This is a genomic window from Kitasatospora sp. NPDC005748 (genome assembly GCF_040630735.1).
Classification (GTDB): Bacteria; Actinomycetota; Actinomycetes; order Streptomycetales; family Streptomycetaceae; genus Kitasatospora.
In genome coordinates, this window is sequence record NZ_JBEXYD010000077.1 from 1 (window position 1) to 13,435 (window position 13,435).

At 75.1% G+C, this 13,435-nt stretch carries 13 protein-coding genes; 8 read left to right on the forward strand and 5 right to left on the reverse strand.

All coding sequences use genetic code 11. The features are described 5' to 3' along the window. Window positions 1-32 precede the first annotated feature (32 nt). Window positions 33-878 carry a hypothetical protein gene (locus ABZ495_RS32985; protein WP_329491436.1) on the reverse strand — a complete coding sequence of 282 codons (846 nt, stop codon included), beginning with the start codon at window positions 876-878 and terminating at the stop codon, window positions 33-35. Between the two features lie 341 nt (window positions 879-1,219). On the opposite strand from ABZ495_RS32985, the gene ABZ495_RS32990 reads away from it, so the two are divergent. Beyond that, window positions 1,220-2,872, forward strand: coding sequence for a phospholipase (locus ABZ495_RS32990; RefSeq protein ID WP_359839502.1), 1,653 nt, complete (start codon window positions 1,220-1,222; stop codon window positions 2,870-2,872). Window positions 2,873-2,962: 90 nt separating this feature from the next. Here the strand turns inward: ABZ495_RS32990 and ABZ495_RS32995 are convergent, their stop codons facing one another. After that, window positions 2,963-3,259: a hypothetical protein gene (locus ABZ495_RS32995; RefSeq protein WP_359839503.1), complete on the reverse strand. Its 297-nt coding sequence runs from the start codon at window positions 3,257-3,259 to the stop codon at window positions 2,963-2,965. Window positions 3,260-3,468: 209 nt separating this feature from the next. After that, window positions 3,469-4,371 (reverse strand): LysR substrate-binding domain-containing protein, encoded by a 903-nt coding sequence (locus ABZ495_RS33000; protein WP_359839505.1) that lies wholly within the window; start codon window positions 4,369-4,371, stop codon window positions 3,469-3,471. Window positions 4,372-4,486: 115 nt separating this feature from the next. On the opposite strand from ABZ495_RS33000, the gene ABZ495_RS33005 reads away from it, so the two are divergent. From ABZ495_RS33005 to ABZ495_RS33025, 5 genes are all read left to right on the forward strand, one after another. Then, complete coding sequence (locus tag ABZ495_RS33005; protein WP_359839507.1) at window positions 4,487-5,413, forward strand: pseudouridine-5'-phosphate glycosidase; 927 nt, start codon at window positions 4,487-4,489, stop codon at window positions 5,411-5,413. A 5-nt stretch (window positions 5,414-5,418) separates the two neighbouring features. Continuing rightward, on the forward strand, window positions 5,419-6,306 hold the full coding sequence (locus ABZ495_RS33010; protein ID WP_359839509.1) for a PfkB family carbohydrate kinase: 888 nt from the start codon (window positions 5,419-5,421) through the stop codon (window positions 6,304-6,306). A gap of 47 nt (window positions 6,307-6,353) precedes the next feature. Then, window positions 6,354-6,656 carry a hypothetical protein gene (locus tag ABZ495_RS33015; protein WP_329491442.1) on the forward strand — a complete coding sequence of 101 codons (303 nt, stop codon included), beginning with the start codon at window positions 6,354-6,356 and terminating at the stop codon, window positions 6,654-6,656. A 150-nt stretch (window positions 6,657-6,806) separates the two neighbouring features. After that, window positions 6,807-7,043: a hypothetical protein gene (locus tag ABZ495_RS33020; protein WP_359804775.1), complete on the forward strand. Its 237-nt coding sequence runs from the start codon at window positions 6,807-6,809 to the stop codon at window positions 7,041-7,043. A 156-nt stretch (window positions 7,044-7,199) separates the two neighbouring features. Beyond that, window positions 7,200-9,620: a PKD domain-containing protein gene (locus ABZ495_RS33025; RefSeq protein ID WP_359804777.1), complete on the forward strand. Its 2,421-nt coding sequence runs from the start codon at window positions 7,200-7,202 to the stop codon at window positions 9,618-9,620. 78 nt (window positions 9,621-9,698) lie between these two features. Here ABZ495_RS33025 and ABZ495_RS33030 read toward each other — a convergent pair whose 3' ends face one another. Both ABZ495_RS33030 and ABZ495_RS33035 read right to left on the reverse strand, forming a co-directional pair. Further along, window positions 9,699-10,625, reverse strand: coding sequence for an aldo/keto reductase (locus ABZ495_RS33030; protein ID WP_359804779.1), 927 nt, complete (start codon window positions 10,623-10,625; stop codon window positions 9,699-9,701). Between the two features lies 1 nt (window position 10,626). Next, complete coding sequence (locus tag ABZ495_RS33035; RefSeq protein ID WP_359804781.1) at window positions 10,627-11,574, reverse strand: NAD-dependent epimerase/dehydratase family protein; 948 nt, start codon at window positions 11,572-11,574, stop codon at window positions 10,627-10,629. An 87-nt stretch (window positions 11,575-11,661) separates the two neighbouring features. On the opposite strand from ABZ495_RS33035, the gene ABZ495_RS33040 reads away from it, so the two are divergent. Together ABZ495_RS33040 and ABZ495_RS33045 are read left to right on the forward strand one after the other, a co-directional pair. Next, window positions 11,662-12,582 (forward strand): LysR family transcriptional regulator, encoded by a 921-nt coding sequence (locus tag ABZ495_RS33040; RefSeq protein ID WP_359804783.1) that lies wholly within the window; start codon window positions 11,662-11,664, stop codon window positions 12,580-12,582. A gap of 236 nt (window positions 12,583-12,818) precedes the next feature. After that, window positions 12,819-13,211, forward strand: coding sequence for a ribonuclease (locus ABZ495_RS33045; RefSeq protein ID WP_329491448.1), 393 nt, complete (start codon window positions 12,819-12,821; stop codon window positions 13,209-13,211). Window positions 13,212-13,435 lie beyond the last annotated feature (224 nt).

The following is a 13,435-nucleotide window of genomic DNA, read 5'->3' on the forward strand; positions in this document are numbered from 1 at the left end:
GGCGCCGCGGGGAGCCGGCGGCCGTCCGGGGCTCAGGGCCCGGCGGTGGCGGGTTGCTCGGCGTCACCGAAGCGCGCCAGGGTCAGCGCGCCCAGGACCGCGGCGGCGAACCCGGCGACGGCGAGCGGCGTGGCGTCGTGACGGGTGTGGTCGCCGAGCAGCAGCACCCCGACGATCGCGGGGCCCAGGGTCTCGCCGAGCACCATCGCCGCCGTCGCGGCGGTGACCGACCCGCTCTGCATGGCCCAGGTGAGCGCGGTGAAGCCGCCCAGCCCGGCGACGGCGATCGCGTACGCCGAGGGTTCGCCGAACAGCTCCGGCAGCCGTGCCCCCGGCAGGACCCGGACCGCGACGCCCACCACCCCGAACTGCAGGCCGGCCACCAGGCCGAGCAGCGGGGCGCGCCGCGCCCCGGCCAGGTGGACCACCGCCCACCCCACGGCCGTCAGGGCGACCGAGACGAGCAGCACGCCCAGGCGCAGCGGCTGGTCGCCGGATCCGCGGCCGTCGTGTCCGGCGGTGAGCGCGAGGACGCAGAGCCCGGCGCAGACCGAGGCCACCCCGATCCACTCGCTGCGCCGCAGCCGGATCCGCAGCACCCGGGACGCCCCCACGGCGGTGACGGCGAGGGCGGAGGCCAGGGCGGCCTCGACCTCGTAGAGCGGCAGCCGCTCCAGCGCGACCAGCTCGGCGGCGAATCCGAGCATGTCCATTCCGACACCCACCAGGAACGGCCACTGGCGGAACGCCCCGGCGAGCGCGGCGGCCTCGCCCGCGTGGTGGCCCACCGCGGCGCGGCGCGCGCCCACCGCCTGGAGGACGGTGGCCGAGCCGGTGAGGAGGGCGGCCAGGAGCGCCGCCAGCAGGCCGAGGAGCATGGGCCGACGCTACGGATCCGGGGCCGGGCGGGCGCCCGGCTCGCCGGTCGCGGGGGCCGGATCGCCGCCGCCGTCACCCGCCCGGACGTGCCCCGGTGTGACCGGGACGGACGGTCGGCCCGCCGCGTCCCGCGAGCGCGTCCCGCCGCGTGACACCGCTGATCGACGTACCGTCACACCGGCGCCTGACGATGTGTCGGCCGATCGGCGGGGGTCGACCGGCGGGTCTGTTTCCGGCCCGGTGACTGGTTGTCATGCGCAGATTCGACAGCAAGTTACTTTTCGGTAATCTCAGGGTGTCCCACGGGTGAACCACCCGCCGCTCCCTGAAGGAACCTCACGTGCGCCTCCCCTGGTCCCGCCGGTCCGGCCGCCTCGTCCGCTCGGCCCTGGCCGTCGCCGCAGCCACCACCCTGTTCGCCGCCGTCCCGCCCCCGTCGGCCCTCGCGGCCCCCGCCGAGGGTGCCGCCGCCGACGGGGGGACGGCCCACCTCGACGCCGTCGAGCGCGCGCTGCGCGAGGTGTCGCCCGGTCTGGAGGGCTCGGTCTGGGAGCGCACCGAGGGCAACGCGCTGGCCGGCACCGCCGACGATCCGGCCGGCTGGCTGCTCCAGACGCCCGGCTGCTGGGGTGACGCCGGCTGCGCCGACCGCCGGGGCACCCGTGCGCTGCTGGCCAGGATGCAGGCGGACGTCGCCTCGGCCACCCGGACGGTCGACGTCTCCACCCTCGCGCCGTTCCCCAACGGCGGCTTCCAGGACGCGCTGGTGGCGGGGCTCAAGGCCTCGGTCGCGGCCGGCCACCGCCCCCAGGTGCGGATCCTGGTGGGCGCGGCACCGCTCTACAACGCCAACGTCCTCCCCTCCCGCTACCGCGACGAGCTGCTGGCCAGGCTCGGCCCCGCGGCCGGCTCGGTGACGCTGAACGTCGCCTCGATGACCACCTCCCGCACGGCGTTCTCCTGGAACCACTCCAAGCTGCTGGTGGTCGACGGCCGGAGCGTGATCGCCGGTGGCATCAACGGGTGGAAGGACGACTACCTGGACACCGCGCACCCCGTCTCGGACGTCGACCTCGCCCTGACCGGCCCGGCCGCCACCTCGGCCGCGCGCTACCTGGACACCCTGTGGGCGTGGACCTGCGGCCGCACCGGCCTGTTCGACAACGCGTGGTTCGCCTCCTCCGACGGCGGTGCCTGCCGGCCCTCGATGGAGCGGGACACCAACCCCGCCGCGCCCGCCACCGGCAGCGTTCCGGTGATCGCCGTCGGCGGCCTGGGTGTCGGCGTCAAGGCCGCGGACCCCGCCTCGGCCTACCGGCCCGCCCCGGTCGCCGGGGTCTCCGAGACCCAGTGCGGTCCGCTGGCCCTGCACGACAACACCAACGCCGATCGCGACTACGAGACGGTCAATCCCGAGGAGAACGCCCTGCGCGCGCTCGTCGGCAGTGCGAGCAGCCACATCGAGATCTCCCAGCAGGACATGAACGGCACCTGCCCGCCGCTGCCGCGCTACGACGCCCGGCTCTACGACCTGCTGGCCGCCAAGCTGGTGGCCGGGGTCAAGGTGCGGATCGTGGTCAGCGACCCGGCGAACCGGGGCACGGTCGGCAGCGGGGGCTACTCGCAGATCAAGTCGCTCTCCGAGGTCTCCGACGTGCTGCGGGCCCGGCTGACCCGGCTGACCGGCGACCCGGCGAAGGCGGGCGCCGCGCTCTGCGGCAACCTCCAGCTCGCGTCCTTCCGCGCCGCGCCGACCGCCACCTGGGCGGACGGGCACCCGTACGCGCTGCACCACAAGTTGGTCGCGGTCGACGGCTCGGCCTTCTACACCGGGTCGAAGAACCTCTACCCGGCCTGGCTGCAGGACTTCGGCTACGTGGTCGAGGACAAGGGCGCGGCGGCCCAGCTGGACCGCGACCTGCTGGCGCCGGAGTGGACGTACTCGCAGGCCGCCGCGACCGTCGACTGGACGACCGGGCTCTGCCGGGCTTGATCCTCGGGTCCCGGGACCACACCTGACGGTCGGTTCGCGCCCGCCCGCCCCCGCCCCCGCCCCCCGGCGGGTGGCCCCGGCCCCGGGCGGTCAGCCGGCGTCCCGGTGCCCGGGCGCGTCCTCGGTCCACCGGTCCTGGACGGGCTCCCGGCCGCGGCAGGGGAGGTGCCGGTTCAGCGCGTCACCGCAGTTGGCGGCCACCGCGCGGCGCAGCAGGGCGGTCAGCCGGGCGGTGACCGGGCGGACCAGCCCGAGCAGCAGGGCGATGGCCCGGCGGTCGAGGCGTTCGACGGCCGCGGCCAGGGCTCGGCCGCCGTGCACCAGAGCGGTACAGGTCAGGGCGGTGCGGTGGGCGGCATGGTGCGAGAGTCTGCGGAACCGGTTCACATGGATGCAACATTCCGGCCACCCGGCCGGTTCTGGCCGGTTTCCCCTCCCTGGTGGCGAACGATTCGGCACGCGCCTCCCCCGTACCCGGCCCGCCGTGGCGCACGCGGTGGCGCGTGCGCTGGCGCGACGGTGGCGCGAGCGGCGGGCGGCGGCTCGAATCCGCCGTCCTGGAGGTCAACCGCCCTGGAGCTCAGTCGTCCTGGAGCTCAGCCGCCCTGGAGCGTGCCCGCCTCCTGGCGGATCAGCTCGCGCAGCGCCGCCAGCCGGGGCCGGCCGTCGTCGAGCCGCCACTGCATCTCCAGCGGCAGGGTGGCCCGGCCGGCGAGCGGGACGGTGACCACCTCCTCGGTGAGGTGACCGGTCATCGAGCGGGGGACGAGCGAGAACGCCCGGTTCTGGGAGAGCAGGTAGAGCCGTGAGCCGACGATGCGCGGCGGGCTCACCAGGACCGGCGGCTCCACGCCGTGCTCGGAGCAGAGTCCGAGGACGTGGTCGTAGTAGCGCGGGTGCTGCTCGCGGGGCCAGAGCAGCAGCGGGAGGTCCCGCAGCTCGGACAGCCGGACGGCGTCGCGCCCGGCCAGCGGGTGGTCGCGGCCCAGCGCGACCCGGACGGGCTCGTCGGCGAGGGTCTCCCGCCGGTAGCCGGGCACCTCGTCGAGGAAGCGGCCCAGGCCGATGTCGGCCAGCTCGGCGGCCAGCGTCGAGGAGACGCGGCCGGTGTCGACGGCGAGCTCCGCGGTGTCCAGCGCGGGCAGTTCGCGCTCGGCCCGGCTGACCACGGCGGGCAGCAGCCGGTTCATCACGCTGGGGGAGGCGACGATCCGGGCGGTGCCCGTCCGCGCCTCCTCGTGCAGCCGGACCCGGGCGAGCAGGGCGGCGGCCTGGCCGAGGAGCCGGGCGCTCTCGTCGGCCATCACCTCGCCCGCCGGGGTGAGGACGACGGCCCGGCGGCTGCGGTCGAAGAGCTCGACGCCGACCGCCCGCTCCAGCCGGGCGACCTCCTGACTGACCGTCGGCTGCGAGATGTGCAGGCGCTCGGCGGCGCGGCCGAAGTGCAGACCGTCGGCGACCGCGAGGAAGACTTCGAGCTGACGCAAGGTGAATCCCATAGTCGAAACCCTATGGGAAGGCCCGGTACTCCTTCTGGATCCCGATGCGAACCGTCCCTAGGCTGACCGGAACTGCCACAGCGTGGTGGCACCCCAGAGAGAGTTCGTGCCTCCCATGAGCGGACTGCCCATCCGGATCTCCGACGACGTCGCCCGGGCCGTCGCCGACGGCGCGCCCGTCGTCGCCCTGGAGTCGACCATCTTCACGCACGGCCTTCCGCGGCCCCGCAACCTGGAGGTCGCGCTGGAGGCGGAGGAGCGGTTGCGAGCCGCCGGGGTCGTCCCGGCGACGATCGGCGTCTTCGCCGGGGTGCCCACCGTGGGACTCGGCCCGGACCAGATCAAGGAACTGTCCGAGTCGGACGACCTGGACAAGGCGAGCCTGCGCGACCTGCCGGTGGTCGCCGCGCTGGGCCGGCACGGCGGGACGACCGTCGCGGCCACCGCCTTCCTCGCCCACCGGGCGGGGATCCGGGTCTTCTCCACCGGCGGGCTGGGCGGCGTGCACTTCGGCGCGGCCGAGAGCTTCGACGAGTCCGCCGACCTCACCACGCTGGCCGCCACGCCCGTCACCGTGATCAGCGCGGGCGTGAAGTCGATCCTGGACATCCGGGCCACCCTGGAGCGCTTCGAGACGCTCAACATCCCCGTCATCGGCTACCGGACGCGTCGGTACCCCGGCTTCTACGTCACCGACTCCGGGCACGAGATCGCCTACCGGGTGGACTCCCCGGAGGAGGCCGCGCGGATCATCGCGGCCCGGGACGGGCTGGAGCTGCCCCAGGCCGTGCTGATCGCCAACCCGGTGGACCCGGCCGAGCAGTTGCCACCCCAGGAGCTCGACGCGCTGCTGACCAGGGCCTGGGCCGAGGCCGAGCGCCGGGGCATCACCGGCAACGCCTCGACGCCGTTCCTGCTCGACTTCATCCAGCGCGACACGCAGGGCCGCAGCCTGGACGTCAACGTCGCGGTCTACCGGGGCAACGTCCTCCTCGGCGGCCGGATCGCCACCGCGCTGGCGGCGCTGCGGGGCGGGGAGTAGCGCCGGTGATCGAGGTACTCGGGGTACTCGGCGACCTCGTCGAGGACGTCGTCGTCTGGGTCGACGGGCCGCTGCGGCACGGCACCGACTCCACGGCCAGGGTCTTCCGGCGGCGCGGCGGCAGCGCGGCGAACGTCGCGGGATTCGCCGCCGGGCAGTGGCCCGCACGGTTCCTCGGCTGCGTCGGCGACGACCCGGCGGGTGACGCTCTGGTCGCCGAACTGACGGGCCACGGCGTCGACGTACGGGTCGTCAGGCGGGGGCAGACGGGGAGCATCGTCGTCCTCGTCGACGACGCCGGGGAGCGGACGATGCTCCCCGACCGGGGCGCGGCCACCCTGCTGGACACCGTGCCGGACGAGTGGCTCGCCGGTCTGACCCACCTGCACGTGCCCGCCTACTCCTTCGACGGGGAGCCGGTCGGGAGCGCGGCGGCCGACGCCCTGCGGCGGGTGCGCCGGGCGGGCGGCACCACCTCGCTCGACGCCTCCTCGACCGGCATGCTCGCCGGCTTCGGCCGGGAGCGCTTCCTCGCCCTGGCCGCCGGGTTGACGCCCACCCTGCTGTTCGCCAACCAGGAGGAGGCCGCCTTCCTCGGGCTTCTGGTGGAGGGCCGGCCCGGCCCGGAGCGGGCCCGGCTGGCGGGCACCACGGTGGTCACCAAGGCCGGCGCGGCGGCGACCACCGTGGACGCGCCCGGACGGGCCCCCTTCGCGGTGCCCGTCCCGCCGGTCGGCGAGGTCCGCGACCTCACCGGCGCCGGCGACGCGTTCGCCGCGGGCTTCCTGGCCGGCTTCCTGGCCGAGGTCGGCCTGCGCGAGGCCACCGCGCGCGGCCACCGCTGCGCCGCCAGGGTGCTGGCCTCGCCCGGGGCGTCCTTCGGCCCCCGCTGACCCGCCCGCCGCCGGTCGGCGGGGGCGGCCCGGATACCATTCCCCCCGTGTCGGTCAACATAGAACTCGCCCTCTTCGTCGACGGTCTCACCGGCCGGGAGCAGGCGTGGGAGGTGGTGCACGCACTCGCCGCCGTGCTGCGGGACGAGCGGATCGACGACGAGGTGCGGATCGGCGTGGGCGAGCTGGACGGGGAGTTCATCGTCTCGGGCGAGAGCGAGTACCCGCTGGTCATCACCCGCTTCTACGCCTGGCGGCCGGCGTTCGAGCGCGCCGTCACCGAGGCCGTCGGGAAGGTCGCGCCGCACGCCCGCCCGGCCGTCGAGTGGGGCTACCCGGACGAGCGCTGAGCGGACGGGCACGGGCTGACACGCCCACAGACGGCGCAGAGTCCGGCGCCGCGCACGGCCGGTCCGATAGGGATGGCTCGTCCATCGCCGATCCGCGATGGCTCGTCCCCCGCCGATCCGAAAGGCCGACCCATGCTCCCGCTCAGCCCGATGCCGAAGCCGCTCCGCCACGCCGTCCGCGCGGCCGGTGCCGTCCTGCTGCTCGCCGCTCCGCTGCTGGCCGCCCACCCGGCGGCCGCCGAAGGCCCGAAGACGCCCCAGGAGGCCGCCGTCTGCCGCGGCGTGGTGGGCACCCTGGTCGGCGGATCCCTGCTGTTCGGCCCGGGCGGCGTCAACGCGGTCTGCGCCGTCCAGCCCGAGAAGACCCCGGCCGACGACCTGTCCTGACCCCCGGCCCGGGGCCCGCCGCCGCAGCTCCGATACCGGGGTGCGGAGCTGCGGCGACGTCGTGGATACTGATCGCCGCGCAGGAGGGACGCCCTGGGTCTCTCGGCGTCCCCTGGACCGGCGCGCCACCAGAACGTCACCCCAGGGGGATCAACTTTGTCGTTCCACCGTCGCGTTGGCATAGCCATCGCCGTCGCCTGCTCGGCCGGCGCGGGAACCGCGCTGCCTTCGGTCGCGCAGGCCGAGACCGCCGTGCTCTACGTGGACAACAGCACCACCGCGCACTGCTCGGACGCCGGGGCCGGCACCCAGGCCCAGCCGTACTGCGGGATCCAGGCCGCCGCGGACGCGGCCCAGCCGGGGCAGACCGTCCAGATCGCCCCGAACCGCACCTACCAGGGCATGATCACGGTCAGGCGCTCGGGCCTGCCCGGCAAGCCGATCGTCTTCAAGGCCGACATCCCCTACCAGGTCCCGGCGACGAGCGTCGAGGTCGGTCAGCAGGACGGGCCGGGCGTCCCCGGCTACGGCTTCCTGATCTCGGGCGTGCACGACGTCACCGTGACGGGCCTGCAGATCATGGCCCCGCAGGAGGGCGTGCTCGTCAAGGACTCCGAGCGGATCGTCCTGGACCGCACCATCGTGGGCGGGGGCAGCGGCGGCGCGGCCCAGCCGGGTCCGGCCGTCCGGATCACCGGCCACAGCGCCGGCGTCACGGTGAGCCGCAGCCAGATCGCCTCGGCCGGCCCGATCGGCGTGGCGGTCGAGGCCGGGGTGACGGGCACCGTCCTCACCACCAACCTGGTGACCGAGACCGAGGGGCGGGGCGTGCTGGTCACCGACGCCCCCGGCACCGTCGTGGTCGGCAACACCTTCGGGCGGAACTGCCTGAGCGACATCGAGTTCGCGGGCGGCTCCTCCGGCGCGACCGTCGAGAACAACGTGCTGGCGAAGCGTCCGGCGGACCGGTGCGGCGGAGTACCGGTCTCCTCGCCCGCGCTGACGGTGTCGGCAGGCTCGACCCAGGGCACCAAAATCGATTACAACAGCGTCCAGCCCGCGCCGGGCGCGGCCGCCTACGCGTGGGGCGGCACCTCCTACGCGACGCCGGAGGCCTTCCGCGCCACCGGCCAGGGCGCCCACGACAACGGGGCCGATCCGGCCTTCTCCCCGTGGGCCACGGACTACCGGCCGGTCGCGGTCGAGGGCCTGACGGACGCCGCCGACGCCTCGGCGCCCGGCACCCTGGACACCGACCTCTACGGAGACCCGCGCGCCGACCACCCGAAGATCGCCAACACCGGTACCGGCAACGGCTACCAGGACCGCGGCGCCGTGGAGCTGCAGGACACCATGTTCGTCATGGTGTCGGCGCTGCCCTACTCGACCACCGGGCACCCGCTGAACGCCCGGGCCACGGTCTGGTACACCCCCGGCTGGGCACCGGTCGGCGCCACCCTGGACTTCGGTGACGGCACCGCGCCGGTCCCGGTGACCTCAAGCAACATCACCGTCGACCACGACTACCCGGAGGGCGGCAGTTACACGCTGACGCTCACCGCGACCAGCGAGACCGGCCTGGTCCGCACCTCCACCGGGACGGTGAAGCTGGCCCCGGTGGGCGAGCTCCGCCCGTCCTTCGGGGTGTACCAGCCCGATCGCACCGTCGCCCGGGTCACCGTCACGGACCGGACCGTCAGCCCCTGGCCGGTGGCCCGCTACGTCATCGACTTCGGTGACGGCACGGCCCCGGCCGTCAGCGAGGGACCGACCCCGCCGAGCGGTGTCACCCACGACTACGGCGTGGCCGGCACGTACACCGTCACCGAGACCGTCGTCGACGACCACGGCCGGACCGCGAGCACCGGGACCCAGCAGAACGTCGCCGGTCCGCAGGCCGGCGTGCCGTTCGCCGGCTACTTCGGCGGCCCCACCAGCCACGTCGGGCTCTTCGACAAGGGCCGTTGGGCGCTCTCCTACCAGAAGGCCTCCGGCCAGGCGAACCTGGTCTGGAGCCTCGGGGACCCGGGTGACCTTCCGGTGGTCGGCGCCTGGGACAACACCTGCCGGTGCCAGTCCGGCATCTACCGTCCGAGCACCGGCACCTTCGCCCTGCAGCACTCCGACAAGTCCGTCTCCACGGTCCAGTTCGGGGAGCCGGGCGACCTCCCGGTCGTCGGTGCCTGGGACCGCGACAACCACGACCAGCTGGCCATCTTCCGTCCGAGCACCAGCACCCTCGCGGTGCGGCACGACAACGGCAGCGTCTCCACCATGGGCTTCGGCGACCAGGGCGACCTTCCGGTGGTGGGTGACTGGGACGGCGTGCACCACGCCCAGTTCGGCGTCTTCCGCCCCGGGCGGAACGAGGGCGACCCGAACCTGTTCATCCTGCGGCACGACGACGGCAGCGTCTCCACCGCCGCCTACGGCGTCAAGGGTGACCTTCCGGTGGTCGGCGACTGGCTGGGCCGGGGCCGGACGACCTTCGGGATCTTCCGTCCGAGCAGCCACGTCTTCGCCCTGAGCAACGCCTACGGCGGGCAGGGCGACTCGGTGTTCACGATCTACGGCTGATCCGGGCAGTGCCGGCGGAGGGCCGGGGCGCGCAGCGACTGCGTGCCCCGGCCCTCCGCCGTTTCGACGGCCGGCGCCTCACCCGGTGGGCCCGGGCTGCGCCGGGCCGAACGGTGTGGCGAGTGAGCTGAGTTCGGAGAGCTCGGTGAGTTCGGCCGGAGTGAGGGTGAGGTCGGCGGCCGCGGCGGAGTCGCGGATGCTGGCGGACCGGCGGGCGCCCGGGATCGGGACGACGGCGGGGGACAGTGCGAGCAGCCAGGCCAGGCCGATCCGCTGGGGCGAGACGCCCCGCTCGGCGGCGATCCGGTGGAACGCGCCGGACGTGACGGCGACGTCGTCGGGGCCGTCGAGGACACTGCGCGACAGCCCGCCGAGCGGACTCCACGGTAGGAAGGCCAGCCCCAGGCGCTCGCAGAGCCGCAGCTCCGGCTCGGCGGAGCGGACGGCGGGGGAGAAGCGGTTCTGCACCGAGACCAGGCCGGCGCCCAGGATGTCCCGCGCGACCAGGATCTGCCCCTCGTCGACGTTGGAGATCCCCGCGGCCCGGATCTTCCCGGCATCCAGCAGCTCGCGCAGGGCGCCCACCGACTCGGCCCACGGCACCCGGGGGTCGGGCTTGTGCAGCTGGTAGAGGTCGATCGCCGCCACGCCCAGGCGCCGCAGCGAGCCCTCGCAGGCCTGCCGCAGCCGGCCCGGGCGGCCGTCGACCGTCCAGGAGCCGTCACCGGGCCGGCCGCGCCCGCCCTTGGTGGCGACCAGCACGGCGGCGCGGTCGGCGGCGGTCCGGCTCGCCAGCGCGCGGGCCACCAGCCGTTCGTTGTGGCCGAGTTCGCCGGCGTGCCAGTGGTAGGAGTCGGCGGTGTCGATCAGGGTGACCCCGGCGTCGAGCGCGCTGTGCAGGGTGGCCAGGGCGGAGGCCTCGTCCGGGCGGCCCTCGACGGAGAGCGGCATCGCGCCCAGCCCGATCGCGCCGACGGCCGCGGCGCCGATGGTGCGCTGTCGCACGTCACACCTCCCGCGGGGAGAGGGCGGCGGCCTCCGCCACGGCGCCCGGCAGCCAGTCGGCCAGCGGGGAGAACCGCAGGCCGAGCGCGACGGCGCGCCGGTCGTCCATCGGGTACCAGCGGTCGAAGGAGAACGGCGAGGCGTCCTCGCCGGCCGTCACCCGGTAGCGGGCGGTGGTCCCCAGCCGGTCGGCGACCAGCTCGCAGAGCCGGACCACGTCGAGCGCGTCCGGCGAGCACGCGTTCACCGGACCGGCGTCGTCGGAGGCCGCCGACCGCACCAGCGCGGCGGCGATCTCCTCGTGGTGGACGAAGGACGTGGGCCGCGGCCTCGCGTGCACCGCGACCGGCCGCCCGGCCGCGATCAGCTCCGTGTAGTGCGCCAGCCGGCCGGTGAAGTCCCGCGCCCCGCCGCCCAGGACGTGGGCGCTGCGCACGCTCGCCCAGGAGAACGGCGGATCCTGCGCGAGCACCGCCTCGGCCTGCCGCTTCCCCTCGGCGTACCCGGTCGCCTCGTCGGTGCGCCGGGCGAGCGCCGCCGGATCGTGCCACGGCAGCTCCGGCGGGACGGCCCGGAGCGGGTCGACGGCGGACTCGGGCACCGGAACACCCTCGGTGGTGCGCACCAGCGGCGAGGTGGCCGGGTCGTACACCTCCATCGTCGAGGTCATCACGTACCGGCCGGTGCGGCCGGCGAACACCCGGCGGGCGACGGCCGCCTGGACGGGGGTGTAGAGCACCTGGTCGATCACCGCGTCGAAGTCGCGGCCGCCGAGCGCGGCGGCCAGCCCGGTCTCGTCGGACCGGTCGGCGCGGACGTGGTCGACCCCGGGCGGCGGCGGGGTCGAGCCGCGGTTGACGAGGGTGACGCGGGTACCGGAGTCCCGCAGCAGGGTGACCAGGTGCAGGCCGAAGTACCGGCTTCCGCCGATGACGCAGACGTTTCGCATGCCCCCACTCTGCTGCCGTACCGTCATCAGCGGAACTACCGACCTGCTGAACAAGTCATCAGCAGAACTGTCGACCGAGGGAGCGCGATGATCGACGTACGGAGGCTCGGCGTGCTGCGGGCGGTCGCCGAGCACGGGAGCTTCAACCGGGCGGCCACCGCCCTGCGGCTCACGCCGTCCGCGGTGTCCCAGCAGGTCGCCGCGCTGGAGCGGGGCCTGGGCACGGCGGTCGTGGAGCGTTCCACCCGGGGTGTGCGGCTCACCGAGGCCGGACAGCTGCTGGTGGAGGCGGCCACCGCGGTCGCCGCCGAACTGCGCCACGCGCAGGAGCAGATCGGCCGGCTGGGCGCGGCCCGGCCCCGGCTCACCCTCGCCACCTTCACCAGCGGCGGGCGGCACCTCCTGCCGGCGGCGCTGACCCGGTTCACCGCCGACCACCCGGAGGTCGAACTGCGCATCCTGGAACGGGAGCCCGAGGACAGCCTGCCGATGGTGCGCGAGGGGGTGGCCGACCTCGCGCTCGCCTACCACTTCGACGGCCCCCTGCCGGTGCTCCCCGGAGACCGCTCCGGCCTCGACTGGACCCCGCTGATGGACGATCCGCTCTCGGTGGTGCTGCCCGACGGGCACCGGCTGGCCGGTCGCGAGGCCCTGGACCTCGCCGAACTCGCCGAGGAACGCTGGGTGCTGGGCTGCCTGAAGACCGAGACCTTCCTGCGCCGGTACGCGGCCGTGGCCGGCTTCGAACTGTGCGTGGCGGGTTCCACGACCGACTACTTCTTCGCCCGCACCCTGGTCGCGGCCGGGGTCGGCGTCTCGCTGGTCCCGTCCGTCGCGCTCGACCCGGTGCTGCCCGGCACCCGGGTGGTGCCGGTGGTGGCGCCCCGCCCCGCCCGGCACTTCGGGATCGCCGTCGCCCGGGGCCGGCGCCCGTCGCCGTACGCCGAGTCGCTGGCCGCGCTGCTCCGGGAGGGGGCCGCGGCGGGCGGGCGCGGGGCCCGGGGCTGACCGACCGGATGGGGCTGACAGGGCTGGCCGGGGCTGGGCGGGGCCGACCGGGCCGACCGGGCCGTTCGGAGCTGTCCGGACGGCCCGGTCACCCGTGCGGCGCGCGGGCGTCCGTGCGCCGGGTTTCCGGCCGCCCGAGTACGGTTCAAGTCGCGCGTCCGTCCGGCGACTTACCCGCAGGTGAAGAGTTGGATCAGGCCTTCCGGTGCCGCTCCGCGCCTGGTCACACTGTTGTCATGACCCGCACTCTACGCGCGTGGAAGACGCGCGCCGCCGCCGTCACCGTCGTCGCCCTGCTGACCCTCGCCCCCGCCGTGACCGCCACCGAGGCCCACGCCACCGTGAGCGGCTCGGTGTGCCTCTCCGCGCTGCCGGCCGAGGCCGACCACACCCTCGACCTCATCGCGAGCAACGGCCCGTTCCCGTACTCCCAGGACGGCGTCGTCTTCCAGAACCGCGAGCGCGTCCTGCCGAGCAGGTCCACCGGCTACTACCACGAGTACACCGTGGTGACCCCCGGCTCGCCCACCCGCGGCGCCCGGCGCATCGTCACCGGCCAGGCGTACCGGGAGGACTACTACACCGGCGACCACTACGCGACCTTCCGGCTGATCAAGTTCACCTGCTGACCTGCTGACCTGCTGACCTGCTGACCGGCCCCCGACCCCGCTCCGCCCGCCCTGCCCGGCCCCCGACGGACCGTCGGGGGCCGGCCGGGTAGCTGCGCCCGGCCACCCGCCGCGCTCCCGCACACGCCGGCCGCCGGCCCGGTTGTCGGCGATGATCCGCCGGAACACCGCCCCGAGGGCGGGCTCGTCGAACTCCTCGCCCTCGCGGACGGCGACCGTACGCG